Origin of the sequence: Enterocloster bolteae, from assembly GCF_002234575.2 — a bacterium.
Lineage (GTDB): Bacteria > Bacillota > Clostridia > Lachnospirales > Lachnospiraceae > Enterocloster > Enterocloster bolteae.
In genome coordinates this window covers 2,881,712-2,904,910 of the sequence record NZ_CP022464.2, presented here as the reverse complement: position 1 = coordinate 2,904,910, position 23,199 = coordinate 2,881,712, and the positions used below count along the sequence as shown (strand labels likewise).

Sequence of the window (23,199 nt, the reverse complement as noted above, 5' to 3'; positions counted from 1 at the left end):
GAAAAAAACTCCGCAAATCATAGGGAAAACCATTGCTGTTTTTATAATGCTTGGGACAGAAATTTTAAACTTTTTCACTCTATTCCGCATCCAACACACCTCCCAAATCCAGCTCAAATCGATATTCTCCTTTTTTCTCATTGACTCTGTGCTTGACTGTCATGTCTTTATAAGTCACACTGATGTTCCTGCCGAAAAGTGCCTTTGTTGTTTTCTTGTCCAGCACAAACTGGAATACATTGCTTTGAATCAAGTCCTCAAACTCATTCAAATCAATGACAGGTTGCTTTGGATCGACATTTTGTCTTCCGATGCAGATATACTCTTTGTCAATGAGATTATACACATCAGCCCCTTGCCTGTTTTTCAGATAAAGCAAAAGCATGGCAATGGCACAGCCCAAAAGCAGTACCGCAATAATGCCTGTTACTGCTTTTAATACTGGCGGCATTCCATTTTCTATCAGCTTTCCTGCGTAAGTAATGGTAAAGGTTGCCGTATCCGCCGTTGTCTTCGTTACATTGCCTTTGTATCTTGCTGTGGACACATAGCCCGTAGGCACCTGCGAGCTGAATGTTTTTGAATAAGTAGCTACTGCCTTATACTCTGTGGGTACCAAAGTATCTCCGGCAAGGGATGTTCCCATAACGGTCCAGCTGACATTGGTCAAGGGCAATGTATATCCATCTTTTACTGTTGACTGAGCAACGTAAGAAGGATCGGCATACATCAAGCCTGGGTATTCCTTTGTGGCAGATACCGTATAATTCTTGGTGGTATAGCCTGCTACCTCTGTGACGATGCTGCCGGTATCCAGTGTCAATGTACCCTGATATCCATCTTTGTCGTATGTTTTTGTTGCTGGAAAGAGTTTGATGACATCTTCCAGATTTTTGGAACCGCCTTCTGCCTTAGCGTCTTCTGTGACTTCTTTTGTGTCCTTATTCTCATTGAGCTGTTTATCCGCAGCGATATAGCTGAACAGGAAATCTTCCAATACAAAGTCTTCTTCCACCAGCTGCTCTTGTGGTGTATTCGCCGGCAGATCATAAACCTTGACCAGATATTCCACACCGTCTATGTTTTTCCTTTCCATGGAGATTGGTACAGGCAATGTGTTTTCAGTTGCATTTTCCTCTTGTATCGGCGTTTCTACGCTCACCGGAGATGCCACAGCCGATACAGGCAGAAGCAATGATACTGCCGCAATCAGACATAAGATTGCTTTTTTCATACGGATTCCCTCCTTTCTTCTAATTCTTTTCTTTTCTCCTCAAGTACCATGCGTTCTATAGTCAGGTCATCGGGGAGAACATGAAAATCAGCAAAAAGTTCTGTTTTTTTCCTCTGGCAGTCATCAGAAAAATCCTTTGTTTTCTGATACTGCCTCAATGCTTTTTCAATGTCCATGGCTTATCACCCCTTTTCAAAACAAAAAGCGAAGGACTTCGTCCAATACTTCATCTAAGGACTTTCCTTCGCTTAATAACTGCTTGATTCTGTTTTTGATCTGATCTCGTTCTTTTTCCGCATCCTCCTTTTCTTTTTGGAAATCTGCCTGCAGTACCTCCACAGGGTTCTCCGCAGTCACTTCCGCCTTATTGATTAAAATGATCCCGCCCCTTCCGGTTATCTGCACCACATCATCCTCATGGATTCCAACGAATCTTCTAAGTGCCACAGGCAGATAAATCAACCCCTTCGCACTGACAGTTTTAAAACAATTGATTGTCATATCAATACCTCCTTTTTATAATAAAGTCAGCTGTTTTGGCTGACTGTTTAACCTCAGATTTGGATCGTAATTTGTAATCACAAGTTCTTTGAACATACCTCCTGGTGTATATTTCTGTGCTATGCTGTTGAGTCTTTCAAAAGGCGTGATATAAAAATCTTTATACAACTCACGGATAAACGCACAATCATTGTATGAAAGCATAAAAAATCCTTCTATCTTCCCCAGCACTTCACGGAGCAGATAATGCAGTTCCAATGTAAACAGCTCCTCATACTGCTTTTCTGTTCCATAGTACGGAGGATCAAGATAAAAGAAAGTCATTGGACTGTCATACAAAGCGATGATGACCTCAAAACTTTTATTCTGTATGATCACGCCTTTGCCCGGATTTCCGCCAGCCATCAAAATCTCACTGTCACTCTTCACGCCGTTTTCATTCAGCCTGCGGTTGGCAAGCCATATGGTGCGGTATGTCTGGGCGATATTTACCGGCTGACCATTGAAGCTGTTTCCACCTGCCGCATAGCTGTAGCGGATCAGCTTATAAAATGTAGCTGCTCGCCTGACATCGCCCAGTTCAGCCTGTGTTGTGATCAGTTCTTTATACTCCCGAAAATCTATAGGGGAAAGATAAATCTTTGCCAGTGCCATTTCTTCTGTCTGATATGGCAGTGAAAAATCTTGCTTTCTATGCCAGTCCAGCATCAGATCAAACTCAGCTCTGCTGTTCAGCGGCAAAAAACCAAGCTCTTTTACAAAGCTCATGGGCTTATGTTTTACCACATGGAACATATTGGTCAAATTAGAATTGGCATCGTTATACACCTCAAACCTTTCCGGCTTTTTGGCGAAAAGAACCCAACCAGCACCACCGAATACTTCTACATATTTATCATAATGCGGTGGGAAACGTGCAATGAGGAACTCACGCATCAATCGTTTTCCACCAATCCATGGAATCATACTGTTTACCATATTTCATCGCCTCACTTCTATGAGCCTTTATCCATTTTTATCCCTTCCTTTCACAACTTCATTTCATAATCATCGCTTTGGTCATTTTCTTCGTTTGATTCTTGGCTGAATTGATTTACATTATCAGTAGAAGTATCTTCCACATACGCACCTTGAATAAGTTTCCCCTGATGTGTCTGCATATGTTCCCTGCCGATTTTTGCGTAATCCAGATATGGCAAAACTTCATCTGGAAATGAAACATCAAAAAGTTCATTTTCCACCAAAAACTCGCCTAACTGCCTTTCATTTTGGATGCCGTTTACCACACAGACTTCCGAAAGATGTTCCATCAGGTCGATCATTCCCTTTACATTTCTCGGTTCTTTTAATTGAAGCGTCAAATCATATACACGCTGCATTTCCTCTGGCAGCTTATCAAACCTGCAGAATAGCTCGTTAAGTTGAAATACATCCATTTCTTCTTTTGGCAGTTTTTCAAGCATTTCTCCTATGGTATATGTTTTTTCATTTTCGCAATAAACTCCATAAACCGTATGCCCACAGCTTTCAGGTAATTTATTGTCTACAAAAAAACCTTTCAAACCAATTCTGCCGCACGGGAAATAGACGGTCATATACCTTTCTCTGTCTTCCACGTTTTTTCTTTTAAATTCCGCATAACCAAGAGCTTTATCTCTTTCTTCCTCACTTAAGTTCGGCGGATAGCAACTATACCAGTTTTCCGTATACTGCCAGAAATAACTAATATCCTGATAGTGCTGATATATGATTCGATTTTTCGGCTCTTTGGCTGCAATATGCTCTAATCGTTTCCAAAACCTGTCTTCTGCTTGTGGTCCGCCGCCATGCTCTGCTAAATCCTTGATGCTTTCCTGCAGTGCTTGTTCCACATCTTTTCTTAACTGATTTTGCTGCTTCTTATCTGGAAGCTGTATGCCTTCCACAATTCTTTTCTGCATTTGCTTTATCACTTCATTCAACGGCTACACCTCCTTTGCAATTTTTTCTGCCTGCGTCAAATCTCATAAATGGCTTCTTCGAGGCTTTTGGGCTGCTGATCTTTTAGCTTCTTGCGATAAAGCATCAATTCATCTTCCGGCAATGCGGAAAGAAGACCGGCAAAAACGTTCAACTCAAAGATATTTGCTTTGCTGATCTCCAAAGAACACAAAAACTCCTGTGCTTCTTCCACATCACACTCTACATCTGAAATCTCGCAGTCATCTAATGATTCCATTTCTGCCTTCTGAAGAGCAATCCAGATTTCATTTTCTTCTACCGGAAGCACCAATCTGACACAGATGTCTTTTTCCTCTTTTACCAACTTTTCACTTGCCACATACAAACGAATCATATAAAATTCCTCCTTAATAAGTAATAAAAAAACAGACCATCTGTCTGCTCTCAGCTTTGAATATGCTGCTGTGCTTGATCTTCAAAAACTTCTTCTGTCAGAATCATATATTCCTCTGGAACATTCACTCCGTCATAATAACCATATCTTTCCTGCTCCTTGTGGCTATCACAGATACAACCATTCTCATCGACTTGCATCATGCCAGCGTCTTTCGAATGTTTCATGGTATAAAGATAAAGCTGTCCCACCTTGTTATAGTCCACAAATGATTTCATATCTTCTGGAACCACAAAAAGATTGTTCTTTACAAGGTGTTCTCCCAATTCCTGATTGCTTCGAATTGCAGGATCATAAGATACTTTGTCGAAACCATAAGATAGATTGATCATGTCAGCAGCACTTTGAGGCTGATGCATTTCCAATAAATCACAGTACAGCTCATCCTGGTCTTCCTCAAACAATTCCTCAAGTCTTGTTGCCAGATAGTTCAGCTCGTTAAGATCAGCTTTATCCCATTCCTGATATTCTCCACAGCTCCATGCGTAAAGCTCATGGATGCTGAAATCACTGATCAGAAGGTCATCCATATCTCTGACGCCAGCTGCATCTAAATATCGTTTCATGGTTTCTGCATCTGCGGGAAGTCTGAGAGAAACATCCACCTCATTTTTCTTTTCAAAAAGTTGTTTACTGCAAAAAGTCACTTGAATCATATTTATTTTTCCCCTTTCCAATATTCCGCTATTTTTTCGCCTATGGCTCGTACCACAGGCACTGTGACTGCGTTTCCGATCTGCTTATACAGCTGTGCGTCTGAACATACGCTGGCTGCTCTTTCAAAATATGCATCCGGTACCCCTTGCAGACGAAATGTTTCCAATGGTGTCAGTCTTCGGATACGGGAATCCAAAAGGATTCCATGAATATCAGATGCCGTAAGTGTAAACATTTCCTCGTCTTCTTCTTTGATTCTCCTTCCGTTTTGTCTTGTTTTTTCTTTTCCTGGATTCAACAAAGCTCTTGGCAGTCTGCTTTCCAAAATGCCTGTCCTATGCTGTCGGCATCCCAAGCCCTTTCCATAGCTTGCGTCAATGGTGCCGCTGTATGGTTTTGTCACAAGACCGCTTTGCTCATCCTTTGCAACAAAGTATAAACCTGTTTTTGCGCCTAATCCTCCTGTTCCAGAAGTGATAGTTGGTGAAACACCTCCTGTGTCATAGATCCTGCTTCCCTGTGGGCCTCCAATAATCTGTGCAGGAGCTGTCTTGCCTGGACTTCTGAGAGGAAATATTTTTCCGGTACTTCTTCCTGTAAGATCTCCGATAATGTACACACGCTCTCTGCTTTGGGGTACACCGTAGTCTTTGGAATTGACAAGCGCGTATTCCACACCGTACCCCAATGCGGCCAGTTCACATAGAACAATGGCAAAATCCCAGCCTCCGCCAGAGGAAAAGATTCCCTTAACATTTTCAAGGATAAGCCATCTGGGTTTATGGTAACCTCGTTCTCGGAGGAGTCGAACAAACTCAAAAAACAAGCCAGTTCGTTCTCCGTATAATCCTCTCCTTTCCCCCGCCATTGAGACATCCTGGCAAGGGAATCCGCCTGTCCAAAGATCGACATCTGGTAGGCTTTGGGCACTGACTTTGGTGATGTCTTCTTCAAACCACTCTCCCTCCTTTATGTGGTGCATCGCCTGATAGCTCATATTGGCATATTTGTCTATCTCACAATGCCCTTTGCAGGTCCAGCCTGCCTGCTCCAGTCCCAAACGGAACAACCCGATCCCAGCAAAAAAATCCAAAAAATACATACACATTTCTCCTTTCGCTGTCTTTTCTTTTCATGCTGTTGACGTTTCCTTTTTTCTGAGGTAACATACAACAACCTGTAAGACGGCAGCGAAAAGAGAGCTTTCTGCTCCGATTCGTTTTGTCTTATGGGCTTGTTTTCAGAATCTTAAAACGGAAACAAGGCGGATTGCTCCGCCTTGTTTCTTTGCTTATATCTGCATATCCAGATCAGTTTCTTCTATTTCATCGGCATCACCTCCTTTCATGTTTTCTTCGGCTTCATGGATAAGCTGTTGTTCTCGAATACTATTGGCAAATAAATCCAACAAGCCACTGTGGGTATGGATCGTATATTCCGGTTTGGGGTTGCCTTCGCCTTGGTTCATTTGGCTCTGCAATGCCCAGGTCTTATTCTCTTTGCTGATCCTTCCATCGTTAAGCTTTTGCTGGATGTTATAAGCAACAACATATTTGACTTGCTCCATGCCATAGGTTTCAATAAGTTCTTTCTCAAAGCCTGTATGGTAATGAAAACCATCGAAATAACTGTTGATGGCTTTTCCGATGTCTTCGGCACACTGCACATTGGCTTTATGGGATGCTTTTTCCATATGGATTACCTCCCGTAAATCTGATCAGATCGCCTGTGATACTTTACTTTTTTATGAGGCTGGACTCTGCTCTCCGGCGGAAGCTTTTTCGCCGGTCGCTGTTTATTCTTCTGCGGATACTTTCTTTTCATTTCTGCTCCTTTCTGGCACAAAAAAAGAACATGAATGTTTCATGTTCCTGCCATCATGTTTTTATAACTGTGGTTCTTCCATATTTTCTTCCATAGCTTCTGATAACTGAAGTAAGTGATCTGGTTCCACAATCACCTCCCACTCATTTCTTCCTTTAAATAACGCTAAAATATGTTCCTTTGAAATTTCCGCCTCATAAACAGTACCGTTTTCTCCAAATCGATTGGCAAACCATTGGGCAACCTTTTGATCCAGTGTCCAAGACAAGGCTTTGACCTTGCCTGCATTATATGAAGTCACGCCTCGATAAACCGATACTGTTTCCGGCAGGCTTCGCAGTGTTTCTATTTCATCTTCTGTCATCATCTCCTCCTGTTTTGAATCACGGAACAGATCCAGCAGTTCTTTCTGCTTGAAGTTGGGATCAAGATTAGGTGCTTCTGTCCGAATCCAGATGTCTGCAAGCATTTTGGAAAAATCCTCTCTGGACAAGTATGATTCCGTATATTTTAAAAAAGCAAGCAGATAAGATTTTGTCATGAGGTGATATACCCCAAACACATCTTCCGCAGTATCAATCTGCTTTTCCACTTGTTCTTTCCATAGGGTAAATGCCTTTGTGTCTTCCATAATATTGGCAAAAGCAATTTCGCCGTCAGTCTGCGACAGACAAACCATCGCTGAATCTGTAAACGGATGCTTGATGACCAACGGCGAAAACTTTGTTTTTTCTATATTCATGTGCAGGAATACTTTGGCGGTATCTTTGATTCCTCTTAAGTCTGTTATTTTTCGCATTTTCTCACCTTACCACAATGCCACATTTTTTTCTTTTTTGATTTGTTCAACCAAAGCATCGAATCCTCCTGCTTCTTCAGCATATTTTGTAAAAACACACTCCACCATTTCTCTCGAAAATCCAAGTTCTTCATAAAGCAAAAGCAGATCCTCTGGTAATCTGCCAAGCACACTTGTTGGCTTTATAATGATGCATCCCTTTTGAAGAATGATATCTACCAATTCATTAGGATTGATCTCTGCATTCTCCAGCATTTCATCTGTGATTTCAATAGGATCACCTGGAGTTCTGTAAATAATTGTTTTTTCACTTGGTTCTGTCTTCATATTTTTCATAACTGTACATCCTCCTTATTCAAATGTGTAAAATTCAATTACTGTCGTTTCTTCTATTTCTTCTTTTGTAAACTCCTGTGGTTCATAAAAAATTTTTGTGTATGTGTCCAACGCCTCCTCACTCAATGATGTCAGGTTTCCTTCCTCGTCACTGCCGCAAACAAAAAAATCGCCAACGATGATATCGCTGCCGATTCTCCTGTTACCTTCCAAGCCTATCAATTTTCCCTCATCATTTAATAGGATGCATACATTGTCATCTAATCCTACGATGTCAATATATCCTCCTACTGCTTCCTGCATTGCTTCCAATGTATTTTTCAGCATATAGACTTCAGGATGTTCATGCGGCTTTACTCTTAGTACTTTGATTTCTTTTTCCTTCATTTTCATTCCTCTTTTCATTTTTTGAAGGTTACTTAATTTAGTTGGTTTTCACAAAATAAATTTATTTTTTTGTTATATCTGAATTCCTCCTCTCTTTTAAAAAATATATTTCGAACTGTATCAACAAAGATACAGTTTCTTTCAAAATAAACTTTATCTCTTTTTCACAAACTTCAAATTTCTTTCAAAAAATGGTTATATTTTTGCAAACCACTTTTTTGTCGATTTTCAGAAATGAAAAAAGGCAGTGAGATTTTTTTCATCTCACTGCCTCAAAATCGTTTTTTGACTCCAAAAACGCTATGTCATCTATAAAATTGGATTTTTTGGGGCTTTGAAAATCGCCCTCAAAAACCGCCGGAAGCCTTGATTTTACTGGCTTTGCGGTTATGTCATCTATTTTGATCACTCATCCCAGTTATGGTACACAGCCTGGACATCGTCATCCTCATCCAGCAAATCCAGTGTACGGTTTAACTTCTTGATATCATCCTCATCGGTCAGCTCCACCCATGTCTGGGGAATCATGGTCACATCCGCCTGCATCATGGGAATGCTCTGGGCCTCCAGTGCCTCGCGCACCGCGCTGAAATCCTCAGGCGCCGTAACGACCTCGTAGCTGTCCTCCTCCTCGGAGAAATCCTCTGCTCCTGCATCCAGGGCAAGCATCATCAGCTCATCCGGATCCATGTCGCACTCTTCCTTGTCAATGATGATCTGTCCCTTTTTGTCAAACATATAGGACACGCTTCCCGGTGTGCCTACGTTGCCGCCGCCCTTTGTAAAGGCGCTCCTCACATTGGCAGCCGTACGGTTCTTATTGTCGGTCAGTGTATCTACGATGATAGCTACGCCGTTGGGGCCGTATCCCTCGTATGTGAGGGTCTCGTAGTTTACGGAATTGGCATCGCCTGCCGCCTTCTTGATGCCGCGGTCAATGGTATCATTGGGCATGTTGTTGGCCTTTGCCTTGGCGATGACGTCCCTCAGTTTACTGTTATTGGCCGGATCTGCCCCGCCCTCTTTTACAGCGACTGCAATCTCACGGCCGATGACAGTGAAGATTTTGCCCTTGGCAGCGTCGTTGCGCTCTTTCTTATGTTTAATGTTGGCAAACTTTGAATGTCCTGACATTGGTAAACACCCTTTCCTGTTTCTTCTTTTATGGTTTATATATGGTTTATACGTTCAAATACAGCCTTCTGCTGTATTTTATACACATCTTTTCTATATTAACACGATTTTTTTTATATGGCAAGAAAAATTCTTCGGCCGGCAGACCCTTTTGCCCAGCCCCTGTCTGCCAGACTCACCCCACATCTGAAGCCAGGTTCCTGAGCCACTTCTTCTGCCTGTACCGTATATATCCCAGAACAGCCTTATATACCTCTTCCGTCATAACCAGGGCATACACTGTATAGATAGGCAGCCTCCACACCAGGGCTCCCAAAAACGCCAGCGGTACGCCGATGAACCACACGCCGCTGGTATCAAGGAACAGACACATCTTGGTATCGCCGCCGCTTCTCAGCACACCCACCACATTGACATAATTGAACATCTTGGCCGGCATGTAGGCCGCAAAAATCAGGATGCACAGGCTTACGTCCCGGGCCACCTCAGGCGTAATGTTGTAAAGGCCGATGATGGGCCAGCGAATGCCAATCAGCACCACTGCCACGCCTACCGTGGCAATGAACTGGAGGATGAAGAAATGCACCGCATACTTCTCCGCCCGCTTGAGATGGCCTGCCCCCAGCTCATTGCCCAGGATAACGGCAGTGGCCGCGCTCAGGCCCTGGAACAATACCACCAGTATATCCTGTATGGTGGTGGCAATGGTGATGGCCGCCACTGCCTCGTCCCCCATGCGCCCGTATGCCAGAGAATACATGGTGGTGCCCAGCCCCCACATGAACTCATTGGCAATGACAGGGGCTGATGTGCCGAAAAACCGGCTGACAAACAGTCTGCTCCAGCCAAACAAATCCTGAAGGCCGCAGGCCACCGGAAGCCTTTTTCCGTACACATACCCCAGAATCAGCACAATTTCAATTATCCTTGCTATCAGGGTGGCCACAGCCGCACCCGACACTCCCATGGCAGGCATACCCAGCTTGCCGAAAATCAGCACATAGTTCAGGCATATATTAATCACGATTGCTATGCAGCTGCTTATGACAGGGAAAATGACCTTGTTCACCGCCCTGAGTATGGCCACATACACATTGGTCATGGCCAGAAAGGGGTAGGTTAATACCGCTATTTTCAAATACTTTGACCCCAGCTCCACGCTGTCATGGCTGGTGGTGAATATGCGCATGACGGATTGTGGGGAAACAAGGGCCGGCACAACGAAGAACAAGGCCCCTGTCAGAGCCAGAAGTATGGAAAGCCCCAGGACCTTCCGTATGCTCCTCAAATCACCGTTTCCCCAGAACTGGGCCGCCAGCACGCCGCTTCCGCTGACAATTCCGAATACCAGAAGCGAAAAAACAAAGAAGAACTTATTGGCCAGTCCCACTGCCGCTATGGCGGTGGCCCCCATGGTGCCAATCATCAGGGTATCCACCAGGTTTACCACTGTGTTGAGCATTCCCTGCAGAGCCACGGGACAGGCAATCATCAGCGCCTTCCTTAAAAATCTGCTGTCACGAAACATCTCCTTCGTACTCTCTATTAACTGCATCATATTTCTCTTCCACCGAATCTTTCCCGCGGTCCGCAGCCTTCCCGCTTTCTGGCACAGGCACGACCCGGACGCTCTCTATCATCTTATTGCCGGCCCGCTCCACTTCAAAGAGCCAGCCGCCGAACTCCACCTGGGGGTTCTCCCCTTCCTGAGGGATGCGGTCCAGCCGTGAGACCAGATATCCATTCAGGGTATCGTAGGTGTCGCTGTCCTCCTCAGGCAGTTCAATATCCAGGGTTTCCATCACATCTTCCAAGGGCGTAAGGCCGCTCATGACAAAAGTGCCATCCTCCATGGCCTGTATGAAATCCTCTTCCTCATCGTATTCATCCATGATGTTGCCTACGATTTCTTCCAGTATGTCCTCCATGGTGAGAAGGCCTGCTGTCTGTCCGTACTCATCCACCACGATTTCCATGTGAATCTTGCGGGACTGCATCTCCTTGAAAAGGGTGTCGATGTTCCTTGTCTCAGGTATAAAATTGGCTTCCCTTAAAAGGCCGGGAATGTCCATAACCATCCTGTCCTTGTTCTCTTCCTTTTCCGCAAAGGTCATGGCATCGCGCATGTGGAGTATGCCGATGATATCATCTATGTCCTCTCCGTATACAGGGTACCGGGTATTCACGCCTTCATTCAGGATAAAATCCACTGCCTCCTTAAGGCTCATGCTGCCGTCCAGAACCGTCATGTTGGTGCGGTGCGTCATGATATCCGCGGCTTCCTTGTCTCCCAGCTCAAAGATATTGGTTATCATCTCTGTCTCATCCGCTTCCAGGACACCCTGTTCATGGCCTTCATTCACCATAGACATGATATCTTCCTCTGTCACGTTGCCGTCGTCATCCGCCAGGTCCACCCCGAAGAGCTTAAGCACCAGGGAAGAAATCAACGTAATCAGGCGTGTCAGGGGCAGGAATAGCCCCGCGAAAAAGAGCACCACCGGAAGCATATGGTATCCCCACTTCTCAGGCTCCTTGGCCGCCAGACGTTTAGGTATGATGATGCCGAAGCTGATAACCAGCACCAGGACAAATATGGTGACCAGGGCCAGAATCCCTGCCCACTGCCACCAGGACGGATTCCTGTACCAGGGCGTGCCCGCTGCCGCCATCACCTGGGCCGGATCTACCCAGGCCAGTACCTTTCCCAAAAGGAACCTGCGCTCCACCATGCCAATCATGGCAGGAAGGATCGCCGCTCCTATAATCATACCCATCAGATGGGTGGTGACCTGGATGGTATGGACGAACCGCACGGGACGGTTCACTATCTCTAACAGACGCGCGGCCTTCTTATTCCCCCCGGCCGCCTCCTCTTCCAGCTTCCCTTCGTTCACATTCTGTATTGCCGAACCAAAACCGTAAAACACTGCCTCCAGAAGAATAAATCCTATCAATATGAGGATACTGACAGGTGGATAACCATCGTCCATAATGACAAAAAGACTCCTTTCATACTCATGAAACACCATAACCGTCGGGCCCTGCCAAAAAAACAGAGCTATACCCCTAAAATACGGCATAACTCTGCTTATCATATCATTTTTCTCATATTTCGTCAATGGTGCCTTATGCTCCTGCTCTTGGTTCCCGCTCACGGGTCCCCCGCCTGCTTATGTACGCAGTTCCAGGCTAATCATAAGGGCCTCATCCACCTTCTGCTGAAGCTCCTCGTCAATGTGGCAGATTTTCTCCTTCAGTCTCTGCTTGTCAATGGTGCGCAGCTGTTCCAGGAGAATGACCGAATCCTTAATCATGGCACAGCGCCTGGTGGGCAGCTCCACATGGGTGGGCAGCTTGGCTTTGTTCATCCTGGATGTAATGGCCGCACATATGACCGTGGGGCTGTGCTTGTTTCCCACGTCATTCTGGATAATCAGCACAGGGCGCACTCCCCCCTGTTCCGAACCCACCACCGGCCGCAAATCTGCATAATAAATATCTCCACGTCTGATAATCACATCGTTCACACTCCGTCAATTTATTCAACCTTAGTATTGACATTTTTGACCTGTGTATACATAGCCGGGATACACTGGTGCATCCGGCCGGCTTTACGCCACACTAATAACATATGAATCAGACGTTCTCTTTGAGCCTGGTAGGCTTTTACATATATCCAAAGCCCTCGTAAATATCATTAAAGTAATCCTTTTTCCCAATGGCCTTCCCGTCCCGCAGGTAGACTCTTGGAACCCGTTTGCCGATTTGGCAGATAATCTCATAGTGAAAACCGCCGCTTAAGGCAGCTAACTCCTCCACCGTGATGCATTCCTCCCCATCCCTTCCAATGAGAGTCACCTGGTCGCCTTCCTCTGCCTCCGGGATGTCTGTGACATCTGCCATAAACTGGTCCATGCATATCCTGCCAAGGATCTCTGCCCGTTTTCCCCGGATAAGCACCGCTCCCTTGTTGGAGAGACTGCGCAGGTAGCCGTCCCCGTATCCCACGGGAATGGTGGCCACACGCATGGGACGGTCCGCCACAAAGGTACCCCCATAGCTCACAGCCGTACCCGGCCCAATGGTCTTTATGTATGTGATAAAGCTCTTAAGCTCCATGGCAGGAACCAGCTTCACCCTGTCCCGGGCCACCTCGTCTGATGGGTACAGGCCGTAAATAGAGATTCCGGCGCGCACCATATCCAGTCCGTTGGAGTCCAGCCCCTCCACAATACCGGCGCTGTTGGAGCAGTGGCGGATCGGGATATCCACCCCACGGCTGCAGAGCATTTCACAGAATTCCCTGTATTTCTTATACTGTGCCTCATAAAATGCCTTGTCCGCCTCGTCTGCCCTGGCAAAATGGGTAAACATACCCTCAATGCATATTCCGGGAAGCCTGGATATACGGGCCGCCTCGTCTGCCGACGCCTCATCCGGCGTCATTCCAATCCGGCTCATGCCCGTATCCACCGCCAGATGGATGTTTGCCCTGGCGCCGTTCTTTACAGCTGTTTCAGACAATTTCCCCGCCTCCTCATACCGGAACATGGCAGGGCGTATATCGTACCGGACCAGATCCTCAAAACGGCTCTCATGGGTCACGCCCAGTACCAGAATCATCTTCTGGATGCCGTGGCGGCGCAGGATAATCGCCTCGTCAATGGTGGCCACCGCGTACCCTTTTACGTAAGGATCAATGGCCCTGGCCACCGGAACTGCCCCGTGTCCGTACCCGTCTGTCTTTACCACCCCGATCATGGAAGCGGAAGGAGGCAGACTGTCCTTCATTGCCCTCATATTGGATTCCACCGCATCCAGGTCAATGGATGCGTAAACTCTGCTGTAAGAATTCATTGTTGTTGCCTCCTGTGTCACGGGCCTCTGTTCCGGCCCATTTTCAATCTCATTTTATTATTTGGCGCGGCGGAACGGATGCTGCACCGCAGTTGTCACACCTTGGCTGTCACGCCCTGGCCGTCACACCATGACTGTCACACCCCAGCCGCACACCATGGCCATCACACCCCAGCCGCACACCATGACTGTCACACCCCAGCCGCACACCATGACCGTCACACCATGGTCATCACACTGCCAACAGCATCCGCCAGTTCCGAAGCCAGCAGGCTGTGGGCGCCGCTTTTAGAGGCAGCCGCGTCCCCTGCCCGTCCATGAAGATATACACCCAGACAGGCCGCCTCCTCTTCCTCCATGCCAATGGCTATCAGACCTGCTATGATGCCTGTGAGCACGTCGCCGGAGCCTGCCTTTGCCATGGCGCTGTTGCCGCTGGAGTTGATGTACAGGTTCCCGTCCCGTCCCGCAGTCACAGTGGCGGCGTCCTTTAACACGCAGGTAAGGCCGTAGCGGCCCGCATACTCCAGGGCCGTGGCTGCCAGGTTCTCCTTAATCTGATCGATTCCCTCCCCTGTAAGACGGGCCATTTCTCCCAGATGGGGCGTCACGATAATGTTCTCTGTATAGTAGGAGGTAAGATATGGATGACCCGCTATGGCATTCAGGCCGTCGGCGTCAATGATGACAGGCACGAACGCGCTGGTCAGTATATCCTCCACCAGATATTCCACATAGGGTCCGTTTCCCAGTCCCGGTCCCAGCACCACCACGTCAGCCCATTCCATCTGGGCTTCTATCATCTTCCTGAATTCATCCCTGCCCTCCATGAGCTGGTCAGGGGTGTAGGTGGCTATGATGGCCTCAGGCAGGCGTTCCTGGAGAATCTGACGGTTTTCCTCCACCGTAAGCAGTTTTACCAGTCCCGCCCCTGTCCTGTATGCGGATAAAGCGCTCAGGTAGGCGGCCCCGCACATATTCTTAGAGCCTGCCACAATCAGCACCTTTCCAAAGGTTCCCTTGTTGGAATAGGCAGGGCGCCTGGGTATCCGTTTCAAATCATCATCACTGTAGGTAACGGCAAAATCTCCTGCCGCCGTCCCCTCTGCTTCCTTCACCGCCTCCAGGGCCTGTCCGGGAAATCCGATATCAGCCACCTCCACCCGGCCCGCGTACTCCCGGCCCGGATACAGGGCTGTCCCGGTTTTCTCCCATCCAAAGGTAACCGTCAGGTCCGCCCACAGGGCTATGCCCATGACAGTTCCCGTATCCCCATGAATGCCGGAAGGCACATCCACCGCCACAGTGCTGCGGATGGACTTGGACGCAAGCATTTCGATACACTGCCTGTAATCCCCCTCCACAGGGCGGCTCAGTCCCACGCCGAACACCGCGTCTATGAGAAGGCCGCATTCTTCCTTCTCCCCCTCCTGCCACGGCAGAGTGAAAAGTCCCACGTTGCCTGCAATCTTAAGCTGCGTCCTGAATTCCTCTGTTCCCTTATCCGGATTTCCCACCAGAAATACACGCACCGGATATCCTTTTAGATGAAGCATTCTGGCTGCCGCCACACCGTCGGCCCCGTTGTTGCCGGTGCCGCACACCGCCCAGATTACATCCCCCTTTTCCCACAGGCGCTCCGCTGCCAGGGCCACCTTAAGAGCTGCCCGCTCCATCAGGACCAGGGAGGGGATTCCTATGGTGTGGATGGTGTATGCGTCAATGGCCTTCATCTGTTTTCCCGTTACCAGCATCCTCATTTGGCTGTACCTCCTTTATCCTTCCTTCTCCCACTGCAAACGCCATGGCGTATTCCCTTGTATTGGTGATGGACACCTCCAGACGCTCCATTCCCATCTCCTGAAACCGCTTAAGGGCCCCTCTGTAAAGGCGGACATAGGGTTTTCCCATATCATCCCTGAGCACCTCCACGTCGATGGGCATGAAGGTCCGAAACCCTGTCCCCAAAGCCTTGGCAACCGCTTCCTTCACAGCAAAAGAGCCGGCCAGCTTAGAGGCGGACCCCTTTGCTTGCCGGCTTTCCATATCCGTAAATGTACGCACCACAAAATAATCCTTTTTACAGGCTTTTTCCATGCGTCTGATTTCAATTAAATCTGTTCCAACTCCAAGTATCATGGTGCTGTCTTCCTAAACATTTACTTTAACGCGTTCTTTTTCTCCTCCTGCAGGTCATACATGCTGCTGACCCGGTAGGAAAGACGCATCAGGCTCTCGGACAGGTGCACATTCTCCACCACCACATCCTCCGGTACCACCAAATCCGTATGGGCAAAATTCCAGATAGCCCTGATTCCCGCGTTTACCAGGCGGTCCGCAATCTCCGGCGCCTTTGTCTTCGGGATGGTCAGAGCAGCAATCTGAATCTCATTCTCCCTGATAAACGTTTCCAAATCATCCACGGAGCGAATCTCAATCCCTCTGATGACCAGGCCGATCAGTTTGGGGTTAATATCAAACATTCCCCTGATAACAAAGCCCCTGCGCTCAAAATTCGTATAGTTGGCAATGGCCTGTCCCAGGTTTCCTGCTCCGATGATGATCACATTGTGCTGTCTGTCAATCCCAAGTATTTTGGCGATCTCTGAATAGAGGTACTTAACATTATAACCGTAGCCCTGCTGGCCGAATCCGCCGAAATTATTCAGATCCTGACGGATCTGAGACGCGGTCACTTTCATTCTGGCGCTCAGCTCATTGGAGGATATGCGCTCCACACCTTCCTCTATTAATTCACCTAAATAACGGTAATAACGGGGCAGCCTGGATATGACTGCCTTCGAAATCTCCTTGCGTTCCATGATGTATCCACCTTCCCATTGTGCAATTCTGTCAAAACCTTAATAGTTCTATTATAAACACACGTCAAAAAAATGTCAAACCGTTTACATATGTTCTTGAAAAAATCGTCTCCGTATATTATACTTGGGAGAGCTAAATATGTCGTTTTTAAAGGAGTTTACCATGATTTTATCATGCAGCAATATAAGCAAATCATTTGGAGAGAAACATATATTAAAGCAGGTTTCCTTCCACCTGGAGGACCATGAAAAGGCAGCCATTGTCGGAATCAACGGCGCCGGCAAGTCCACTCTCCTCAAAATCATCATCGGGGAACTGGCCTGTGACGAGGGGTGCGTGGCCCTGAGCAAAGGGGCCTCCATCGGCTACCTGGCCCAGCACCAGGACCTGGACAGCGAGAGCACCATCCACGACGCCCTGCTGGAGGTCAAGCGCCCCATCCTTCAGATGGAAGAACGCATCCGCTCCCTGGAACTGGATATGAAAAGCGCGTCCGGCGAAGGTTTAGAAAACATGCTGGAGGAATACAGCCGCCTGACCCACCAGTTTGAGCTGGAGGGCGGTTATGCCTGCCGCAGTGAAATCACCGGCGTATTAAAGGGCCTTGGCTTTGCCGAGGAGGAATTTTCAAAGCCCATCAACGCCCTGTCCGGGGGCCAGAAAACCCGCGTATCCCTGGGCAAGCTTCTGCTGACCAAGCCTGACATCCTGCTCCTTGACGAGCCCACCAACCACCTGGATATGGAATCCATCGCCTGGCTGGAGACATACCTTAAGACCTACAGCGGCAGCGTAATCATCGTTGCCCATGACCGCTATTTCCTGGACCGGGTGGTGACAAAAATCGTGGAGCTGGACAATGGAACCGGGACCGTGTTCAGCGGCAATTACACGGCCTACAGCGACAAAAAAGCCATGCTTCGGGACGCCAGAATCCGGGCATACTTAAATCAGCAGCAGGAAATCAGGCACCAGGAGGCCGTCATTGCCAAGCTTAAATCCTTTAACCGGGAAAAATCCATCCGCAGGGCCGAGAGCCGGGAAAAGATGCTGGATAAAATCGACCGGCTGGAAAAGCCCATAGACATCGACGACTCCATGGATATCCGGCTGGAGCCGGATGTGGAAAGCGGCAAGGATGTGCTTACCGTTACCGGCCTGAGCAAGTCCTTTGACAGCCAGACCCTGTTCACAGACGTAAATTTTGAAATCAAGCGCGGGGAACGGGTGGCCATCATCGGCAACAACGGCACCGGCAAGACCACTCTCCTTAAAATCATCAACCAGCTGCTGCCCGCCGATGCCGGCGAGATACGTCTGGGCTCCAAGGTGCACATCGGCTACTACGACCAGGAACACCAGGTCCTTCATATGGATAAGACCTTGTTTGACGAAATCCAGGACACCTATCCCAGCATGAACAATACCCAGATCCGCAACACCCTGGCGTCCTTTCTCTTTACAGGGGATGATGTGTTCAAGTTGATCCGCGATTTAAGCGGCGGCGAGCGGGGCCGGGTCTCCCTGGCCAAGCTGATGCTTTCCGACGCCAATTTCCTGCTCCTTGACGAGCCCACCAACCATCTGGACATCACCTCCAAGGAAATCCTGGAAAGCGCCCTGTGCCGTTACACCGGAACTGTACTCTATGTATCCCACGACCGGTATTTCATCAACCGCACAGCCACCAGAATTCTGGACTTGACCGGACAGTCCCTGATTAACTATATCGGCAGCTATGACTATTATCTGGAGAAAAAGGATGTGGTGGAAGCCGCGTTTGCAGCCAGGAACAGCCGTACATCCGCAGTGTCCGGTTCCTCCCAGTCCCCGGACCGGCCGTCCCAGGGTTCCCCAAACGACCTGAAGCTGGAATGGAAAGCCCAGAAGGAAGAACAGGCCCGTATACGCAGGATTCAGAACGAGCTCAGAAAAACAGAGGAGTCCATTCACGCCCTGGAGACCAGGGACAGCGAGATCGACGCCCTCCTCACCCTGGAAGAGGTGTACACCGATGTGCCCCGGCTTATGGAACTGAATAAGGAAAAAGAGGAAATAGCCGGACAGCTGGAAAAGCTGTACCAGAGCTGGGAAGAATTGGCCGAGGAGGCCTGATGCCGCAGAAAGGAGCTGTTCAATGAAACTGAAACGTATATTTGCCCTCTTGGGGGCCGTCCTGCTGGCAGGACTGTTTATTCTGGCCATTGTGCTGGCTGTCATGGGCGCGCCGAAGAATTATCTCATGGCGGTTATCTTCTCCCTGGTGTTCATTCCCATCGTAATGTACGCCATGGGTCTTATGACCAGGGTGCTGAAACCATCCGATCCCCCGGAAGGCATGGATGAGGACGGGGATGCAGGGGATGAGCTGTGACAGCGGGAACCCGGTTCACTGTATAACTACAAAACAAGCTCCCTTATGAAAGACACGTTTCTCTGTCTCTCATGGAGGGAGCTTTTTATATCATGGCAGAACTCCGGGCTGAACCCTGGGCTGAAATCCGGGCTGAACCCTGGGCTGAAATCCGGGCTGAACCCCGGGCCGAATCCCGTGCTGGACTCCGGGCTAAATTTTGGTTTCAGCAGGCCGCCTGTTTTTTCAGGCTGCTTCTCACCAGCCCGTTTACCCAGAACACCCCCATCATGACAACAGACAGCAGGGCCGCGCCCTCATATGGGAAGCGTATATCCGAAGCTCCCGCAGTCCGGGCCATAAATCCCAGTACCAGGGGTGAGGAAAACTGTCCCAGGCTTCTCATGAACATGATGACAGAGCCTGCCGCCAGGGACTCATCCCTCTCACAGGCAATACACGCCTCCGCGTTAAAGGTTCCCACTGCCGAGGCAAGGGCAATTCCAAACAGAACCAGTCCCAGCATGGTCAATGCCAGACTGTTCTTCGCGTACAGGGACAGCAGTCCCCCAATGGAGCACAGCCATATGAAGGTGCCCATATACCTTCCCAGGAGTTTCTTAAGCTTTCCTATGTAAAGCCCTGTCACCAGGGAGCTTACAGTCTGGAAGGACATGATGATCCCCACCTTTTCCCCGCTGATCAGGCCCTCCGACAGAATGATGGAGGAACAGTTGTTCAGTATGGCAAAATAACCTACAAACACCACAAAGGTTCCGGCCCCATAGACCCATGTTTTCCTGATGACGCCAAGATTCCCCCTGGCCCGGCGCGCCCTGTCATCTCCCGCTGCTCCCCCGGCGCCGGTGACCGTCACATCAGGAATATGCTTAAGGCACAGCCACAGACATGGTATTCCAAACAGATACACCAGAAACACCGCCCGCCAGGATATGGCAGCCAGGTACCCGGCCAGCACCATGCATATGATGGATGAGACACTGGACCAGATGACAATGCCGCCATTTAAGCGGTGCTGTTCCTCCCTGGTGAAGAAATAGGACAGCAGCCCCACTGACAGGGGCATCATCAGCCCATATCCGGCTCCAATCAGGATTCTGGTCAGGACCAGGGTATAAATTCCGGAAGCCAGACCGCCCATAAGGCCGCCGGCCAGAAACAGGACCAGTCCCGCAGCGCAGAGCTTCCGGACAGAATAGCGTCTGCTGAGCCATGCAAAGGGAATGGCCACGGCAATTACCATCAGGGACGGCAGGGACACTATCATCTGCACCAGCACTCCGGGCGCATCCGGAAAACTCTGGCGTATGACACCCAGGGCAGGCGATATGCCAGTTCCTACCAGGGCATTGGCCATGGAAAGGCTCAGGATTGCCCACAGCACCATGGACCTGTTTTTCATTTCTGATTCTGTTTTTTTCACTTCTGTCATTTCTACTGCTGCATTGTCTTTCGCGCTCATACATCCTGCCTTTCCAGAAGATGGTACAGTGTGTTAATATAGACAGCCAAAGCCGGAACCATGGCATCCTCATCAATATCAAATCTGGGATTATGCAGACTGGCAGTCAGTCCTTTCTCCTCATTCTTCACTCCGAAGAAGAAAAAGGCGCCTTTGTATTTCCTGGTATACCAGGCAAAATCCTCTGATCCCATCTCAGGCTCCGGACGCTTCATCACCTTGTCCTGTCCCAATACCTCTGCCGCGGATTGGTAAATGGTATCCGTGATATCTCTGTCATTGGCAAAGGAGGGAAACGCAAAGGAATCCTCAAATTCACAGGTGATTTCGTTCATCCGGCTTAAGTCTCTTACAATCTGCTCCAGCCTGCCTGCTATATAGTCCCTCACCTGACCGTCGTGGGCCCGGTAGGTTCCTCCAAAGGTCAGCTCTGAGGGAAGGACATTTTTAGTGGACAGTACCCCGGCGTTTATAGAGCATACCGAGATAACGGCTGTCTTCATGGGCGGTATTTCCCTGGAACCTATATTCTGTATGGCCTGAATCATCTCCATGGCAATGGATATCAGGTCCTTCCCCTTATGGGGCGAAGCCGCATGGCACCCGGTTCCCTTAAGCTTTACCTCGAAAAAATCACCGCTGGCAAAAAAGCTTCCGTACCTGCATCCCATCACACCTGCCGGATATTGAGGCTGGCAGTGGGCTCCGAATATGGCGTCCACGCCGTCCAACACCCCTGAATCCACGATGAGCTTTGCCCCGCCAGGCGCAGGACCTTCCTCGGCAGGCTGGAAAATCAGTTTGACGCATCCGCCGGGAATCTGGTCCCTGTGCTCTGAAAGATAGGATGCCAGCCCCAGCAAAAGGGCTGTATGTACGTCGTGGCCGCAGGCATGGCATACCCCATCCCTGGCAGAGCGGTAAGGCACATCCTTCTCATCCTGCATCCCCAGGGCATCCATATCCGCCCTGACCGCTATGGTATTTCCCGGCCTGCCTGTTTCCAGGATTCCCAGGACAGCGCTTTCTGCAAATCCGGTGTGCACCTGAAATCCCAGCTTCTCCAGCACTCCCGCCACCATGGCCGATGTCTTTGGCAGATGAAATCCGGTTTCAGGACAGGAATGTATATTCCTTCTCCACTCCACCATCCTGTCCCTGTATTCCTGCACCTCATTCAGTAACCCCTGCATCCTGTCACACTTCCTTTCTCAGATCCGCTCACACATCATCAGCCAAATATGGTTTTCAGCCGTTCAAGGCCTTCCTTAAGCATGGCTCTCTGTGTACCGATATTGATACGAAGGAATCCATTTCCTTCTATTCCATAGTGGGAACCGTCATTGGGCGCCACACCTGCCCCTACCACCTTTTCCATGAGTTCCTTCTGGCTTAATCCCAGTGCCGTAAAACCCAGCCACATAAGATAGGTTCCATCCTGGACATATGTCTTTGCCGCAGGCAGGTTCTCCGCCACATACTCTGCCACAAACTGCGCATTTTCATATAAGTACTGATTCAGCTCATCCACATAGGCTGCCCCATGGCGGTAGGCCACCTCAAAGGCCTTAAGTCCGAACAGATCCACTCCCACATGAAACGCGGTGACCACCTTGTTCACCCTGCTATACAGTTCCGGATTCTTGATAATCAGGACAGAGGACTTAAGACCGGCAATATTAAAGGTTTTGCTGGGAGCCATGGCAGTGACGCTGCGCCCCGCCGCATCCTGGTTCACTGTCTGGTAAGGAATATGCTTGTGTCCCGGAAAAACCAGATCCGAGTGGATCTCGTCCGAAAATACCAGAACATGGTAGCGGCTGCACAAATCATTGAGTCTGGTCAGCTCCTCCATGGTCCACACACGGCCCACCGGGTTATGGGGGCTGCAAAGGATGAAGAGCTTAACCCCCTCCTTGAATTTCTCCTCCATGTCCTCAAAATCCATTTCATACCGTCCATGTTCAAGCTTCAGGGATGAGGTCACCAGGGTCCTCTCCTGCTGCTCAATCACCTTAAAAAACGGGTCGTAAACAGGCGTGTTTACCATCACCTTGTCCCCTTTTTCCGTCAGTGCATAGATGATGAAGGAACATGCGCAGACAACGCCTGGAATAGTAATCAGCTCCTCCCTCTTTATGTCAAAGTGATTGCGCGTTCTGTTCCATTCAATAAAGCTCTCGTAGTACCCCTCCGACGGGAACGTATACCCATAGGTCGGATGCTTTGCCCTCTCCGTCATGGCCCGGGTGATCTCCGGCAGTGTCTCAAAGTCCATGTCCGCGATTCCAAAGGGAATCAGATCCTTCCGGCCAAAATCTTTTTCCAGCCGGTCCCACTTAATTACCTCCGTATTATGTCTGTCAAATGTCCTGTCGAAATCATACATGTTTCCTTACCAACCTTTCTTAGT

25 protein-coding genes are annotated in these 23,199 nt (G+C 48.7%); 2 read left to right on the top strand and 23 right to left on the bottom strand.

Annotation, left to right across the window (positions count from 1 at the left end; all coding sequences use genetic code 11):
• Positions 1-79: 79 nt before the first annotated feature.
• From CGC65_RS13505 to CGC65_RS13410, 20 genes are all read right to left on the bottom strand, one after another.
• Positions 80-1,234 carry a hypothetical protein gene (locus tag CGC65_RS13505; protein WP_002567411.1) on the bottom strand — a complete coding sequence of 385 codons (1,155 nt, stop codon included), beginning with the start codon at positions 1,232-1,234 and terminating at the stop codon, positions 80-82.
• On the bottom strand, positions 1,231-1,410 hold the full coding sequence (locus CGC65_RS13500; RefSeq protein WP_002583659.1) for a hypothetical protein: 180 nt from the start codon (positions 1,408-1,410) through the stop codon (positions 1,231-1,233). Before CGC65_RS13500 ends, CGC65_RS13505 begins: the two co-directional genes overlap by 4 nt.
• Before the next feature lie 16 nt (positions 1,411-1,426).
• Positions 1,427-1,735, bottom strand: a complete 309-nt coding sequence (locus tag CGC65_RS13495; protein ID WP_002567410.1) for a hypothetical protein — start codon at positions 1,733-1,735, stop codon at positions 1,427-1,429.
• Positions 1,736-1,750: 15 nt separating this feature from the next.
• Positions 1,751-2,713, bottom strand: coding sequence for a DNA adenine methylase (locus CGC65_RS13490; RefSeq protein WP_002567409.1), 963 nt, complete (start codon positions 2,711-2,713; stop codon positions 1,751-1,753).
• A gap of 50 nt (positions 2,714-2,763) precedes the next feature.
• Positions 2,764-3,687, bottom strand: coding sequence for a hypothetical protein (locus CGC65_RS13485; protein ID WP_235622251.1), 924 nt, complete (start codon positions 3,685-3,687; stop codon positions 2,764-2,766).
• A gap of 44 nt (positions 3,688-3,731) precedes the next feature.
• Positions 3,732-4,070 (bottom strand): hypothetical protein, encoded by a 339-nt coding sequence (locus tag CGC65_RS13480; protein WP_002567407.1) that lies wholly within the window; start codon positions 4,068-4,070, stop codon positions 3,732-3,734.
• A 50-nt stretch (positions 4,071-4,120) separates the two neighbouring features.
• A complete protein-coding gene (locus CGC65_RS13475) occupies positions 4,121-4,786 on the bottom strand; it encodes an antirestriction protein ArdA (RefSeq protein WP_002567406.1) in 666 nt (221 codons plus the stop codon).
• A gap of 2 nt (positions 4,787-4,788) precedes the next feature.
• Positions 4,789-5,889, bottom strand: a complete 1,101-nt coding sequence (locus tag CGC65_RS13470; RefSeq protein ID WP_002567405.1) for a DNA cytosine methyltransferase — start codon at positions 5,887-5,889, stop codon at positions 4,789-4,791.
• A gap of 189 nt (positions 5,890-6,078) precedes the next feature.
• Entirely contained in the window at positions 6,079-6,480 is a 402-nt protein-coding gene (locus CGC65_RS13465) for a DUF3849 domain-containing protein (RefSeq protein WP_002567404.1), read from the bottom strand.
• 192 nt (positions 6,481-6,672) lie between these two features.
• On the bottom strand, positions 6,673-7,410 hold the full coding sequence (locus tag CGC65_RS13460) for a hypothetical protein (protein WP_002567403.1): 738 nt from the start codon (positions 7,408-7,410) through the stop codon (positions 6,673-6,675).
• A 9-nt stretch (positions 7,411-7,419) separates the two neighbouring features.
• Entirely contained in the window at positions 7,420-7,746 is a 327-nt protein-coding gene (locus tag CGC65_RS13455) for a hypothetical protein (RefSeq protein ID WP_002567402.1), read from the bottom strand.
• 15 nt (positions 7,747-7,761) lie between these two features.
• A complete protein-coding gene (locus CGC65_RS13450) occupies positions 7,762-8,133 on the bottom strand; it encodes a DUF3846 domain-containing protein (RefSeq protein WP_002567401.1) in 372 nt (123 codons plus the stop codon).
• Positions 8,134-8,538: 405 nt separating this feature from the next.
• Positions 8,539-9,267: a YebC/PmpR family DNA-binding transcriptional regulator gene (locus tag CGC65_RS13445; protein ID WP_002567400.1), complete on the bottom strand. Its 729-nt coding sequence runs from the start codon at positions 9,265-9,267 to the stop codon at positions 8,539-8,541.
• A gap of 175 nt (positions 9,268-9,442) precedes the next feature.
• Complete coding sequence (locus CGC65_RS13440; RefSeq protein WP_002567399.1) at positions 9,443-10,825, bottom strand: MATE family efflux transporter; 1,383 nt, start codon at positions 10,823-10,825, stop codon at positions 9,443-9,445.
• Positions 10,785-12,260, bottom strand: coding sequence for a hemolysin family protein (locus tag CGC65_RS13435; RefSeq protein ID WP_038270031.1), 1,476 nt, complete (start codon positions 12,258-12,260; stop codon positions 10,785-10,787). Before CGC65_RS13435 ends, CGC65_RS13440 begins: the two co-directional genes overlap by 41 nt.
• A gap of 180 nt (positions 12,261-12,440) precedes the next feature.
• Positions 12,441-12,788, bottom strand: a complete 348-nt coding sequence (locus CGC65_RS13430) for a type II toxin-antitoxin system PemK/MazF family toxin (protein WP_002567397.1) — start codon at positions 12,786-12,788, stop codon at positions 12,441-12,443.
• Positions 12,789-12,936: 148 nt separating this feature from the next.
• The gene (alr, locus tag CGC65_RS13425; RefSeq protein WP_002567396.1) at positions 12,937-14,127 is read right to left on the bottom strand and encodes an alanine racemase; all 1,191 of its coding nucleotides are present in this window, start codon (positions 14,125-14,127) and stop codon (positions 12,937-12,939) included.
• A gap of 218 nt (positions 14,128-14,345) precedes the next feature.
• Positions 14,346-15,887 (bottom strand): bifunctional ADP-dependent NAD(P)H-hydrate dehydratase/NAD(P)H-hydrate epimerase, encoded by a 1,542-nt coding sequence (locus CGC65_RS13420; protein ID WP_002567395.1) that lies wholly within the window; start codon positions 15,885-15,887, stop codon positions 14,346-14,348.
• On the bottom strand, positions 15,847-16,266 hold the full coding sequence (acpS, locus tag CGC65_RS13415; protein WP_002567394.1) for a holo-ACP synthase: 420 nt from the start codon (positions 16,264-16,266) through the stop codon (positions 15,847-15,849). The genes CGC65_RS13420 and acpS overlap by 41 nt, the downstream gene beginning before the upstream one ends.
• A 20-nt stretch (positions 16,267-16,286) precedes the next feature.
• Positions 16,287-16,949: a redox-sensing transcriptional repressor Rex gene (locus CGC65_RS13410; RefSeq protein ID WP_002573621.1), complete on the bottom strand. Its 663-nt coding sequence runs from the start codon at positions 16,947-16,949 to the stop codon at positions 16,287-16,289.
• A gap of 163 nt (positions 16,950-17,112) precedes the next feature.
• Between CGC65_RS13410 and abc-f the strand changes: the two genes are divergently transcribed.
• Both abc-f and CGC65_RS13400 read left to right on the top strand, forming a co-directional pair.
• Positions 17,113-19,065, top strand: a complete 1,953-nt coding sequence (abc-f, locus tag CGC65_RS13405; protein WP_038270029.1) for a ribosomal protection-like ABC-F family protein — start codon at positions 17,113-17,115, stop codon at positions 19,063-19,065.
• Between the two features lie 22 nt (positions 19,066-19,087).
• Positions 19,088-19,324: a hypothetical protein gene (locus tag CGC65_RS13400; RefSeq protein WP_002567391.1), complete on the top strand. Its 237-nt coding sequence runs from the start codon at positions 19,088-19,090 to the stop codon at positions 19,322-19,324.
• Between the two features lie 205 nt (positions 19,325-19,529).
• Here CGC65_RS13400 and CGC65_RS13395 read toward each other — a convergent pair whose 3' ends face one another.
• From CGC65_RS13395 to CGC65_RS13385, 3 genes are read right to left on the bottom strand one after another with little or no spacing between them, the layout of a single operon-like run.
• A complete protein-coding gene (locus tag CGC65_RS13395) occupies positions 19,530-20,786 on the bottom strand; it encodes an MFS transporter (protein ID WP_002567390.1) in 1,257 nt (418 codons plus the stop codon).
• A complete protein-coding gene (locus tag CGC65_RS13390) occupies positions 20,783-21,979 on the bottom strand; it encodes a M20 metallopeptidase family protein (RefSeq protein ID WP_002567389.1) in 1,197 nt (398 codons plus the stop codon). The genes CGC65_RS13395 and CGC65_RS13390 overlap by 4 nt, the downstream gene beginning before the upstream one ends.
• Before the next feature lie 38 nt (positions 21,980-22,017).
• Positions 22,018-23,175: a MalY/PatB family protein gene (locus CGC65_RS13385; protein ID WP_002567388.1), complete on the bottom strand. Its 1,158-nt coding sequence runs from the start codon at positions 23,173-23,175 to the stop codon at positions 22,018-22,020.
• Between the last annotated feature and the right edge of the window lie 24 nt (positions 23,176-23,199).

What these genes read in the sequence shown, in the direction of transcription:
- CGC65_RS13385 (WP_002567388.1), bottom strand. Translation starts at nt 23,175, where the DNA reads ATGTATGATTTCGACAGGACATTTGACAGACATAATACGGAGGTAATT.
- alr (WP_002567396.1), bottom strand. Translation starts at nt 14,127, where the DNA reads ATGAATTCTTACAGCAGAGTTTACGCATCCATTGACCTGGATGCGGTG.
- CGC65_RS13410 (WP_002573621.1), bottom strand. Translation starts at nt 16,949, where the DNA reads ATGGAACGCAAGGAGATTTCGAAGGCAGTCATATCCAGGCTGCCCCGT.
- CGC65_RS13455 (WP_002567402.1), bottom strand. Translation starts at nt 7,746, where the DNA reads ATGAAAAATATGAAGACAGAACCAAGTGAAAAAACAATTATTTACAGA.
- CGC65_RS13390 (WP_002567389.1), bottom strand. Translation starts at nt 21,979, where the DNA reads ATGCAGGGGTTACTGAATGAGGTGCAGGAATACAGGGACAGGATGGTG.
- CGC65_RS13490 (WP_002567409.1), bottom strand. Translation starts at nt 2,713, where the DNA reads ATGGTAAACAGTATGATTCCATGGATTGGTGGAAAACGATTGATGCGT.
- CGC65_RS13395 (WP_002567390.1), bottom strand. Translation starts at nt 20,786, where the DNA reads ATGAGCGCGAAAGACAATGCAGCAGTAGAAATGACAGAAGTGAAAAAA.
- acpS (WP_002567394.1), bottom strand. Translation starts at nt 16,266, where the DNA reads ATGATACTTGGAGTTGGAACAGATTTAATTGAAATCAGACGCATGGAA.
- CGC65_RS13400 (WP_002567391.1), top strand. Translation starts at nt 19,088, where the DNA reads ATGAAACTGAAACGTATATTTGCCCTCTTGGGGGCCGTCCTGCTGGCA.
- CGC65_RS13445 (WP_002567400.1), bottom strand. Translation starts at nt 9,267, where the DNA reads ATGTCAGGACATTCAAAGTTTGCCAACATTAAACATAAGAAAGAGCGC.
- CGC65_RS13460 (WP_002567403.1), bottom strand. Translation starts at nt 7,410, where the DNA reads ATGCGAAAAATAACAGACTTAAGAGGAATCAAAGATACCGCCAAAGTA.
- CGC65_RS13505 (WP_002567411.1), bottom strand. Translation starts at nt 1,234, where the DNA reads ATGAAAAAAGCAATCTTATGTCTGATTGCGGCAGTATCATTGCTTCTG.
- CGC65_RS13465 (WP_002567404.1), bottom strand. Translation starts at nt 6,480, where the DNA reads ATGGAAAAAGCATCCCATAAAGCCAATGTGCAGTGTGCCGAAGACATC.
- CGC65_RS13440 (WP_002567399.1), bottom strand. Translation starts at nt 10,825, where the DNA reads ATGATGCAGTTAATAGAGAGTACGAAGGAGATGTTTCGTGACAGCAGA.
- abc-f (WP_038270029.1), top strand. Translation starts at nt 17,113, where the DNA reads ATGATTTTATCATGCAGCAATATAAGCAAATCATTTGGAGAGAAACAT.
- CGC65_RS13500 (WP_002583659.1), bottom strand. Translation starts at nt 1,410, where the DNA reads ATGGACATTGAAAAAGCATTGAGGCAGTATCAGAAAACAAAGGATTTT.
- CGC65_RS13495 (WP_002567410.1), bottom strand. Translation starts at nt 1,735, where the DNA reads ATGACAATCAATTGTTTTAAAACTGTCAGTGCGAAGGGGTTGATTTAT.
- CGC65_RS13450 (WP_002567401.1), bottom strand. Translation starts at nt 8,133, where the DNA reads ATGAAGGAAAAAGAAATCAAAGTACTAAGAGTAAAGCCGCATGAACAT.
- CGC65_RS13480 (WP_002567407.1), bottom strand. Translation starts at nt 4,070, where the DNA reads ATGATTCGTTTGTATGTGGCAAGTGAAAAGTTGGTAAAAGAGGAAAAA.
- CGC65_RS13420 (WP_002567395.1), bottom strand. Translation starts at nt 15,887, where the DNA reads ATGAGGATGCTGGTAACGGGAAAACAGATGAAGGCCATTGACGCATAC.
- CGC65_RS13435 (WP_038270031.1), bottom strand. Translation starts at nt 12,260, where the DNA reads ATGGACGATGGTTATCCACCTGTCAGTATCCTCATATTGATAGGATTT.
- CGC65_RS13475 (WP_002567406.1), bottom strand. Translation starts at nt 4,786, where the DNA reads ATGATTCAAGTGACTTTTTGCAGTAAACAACTTTTTGAAAAGAAAAAT.
- CGC65_RS13470 (WP_002567405.1), bottom strand. Translation starts at nt 5,889, where the DNA reads ATGTATTTTTTGGATTTTTTTGCTGGGATCGGGTTGTTCCGTTTGGGA.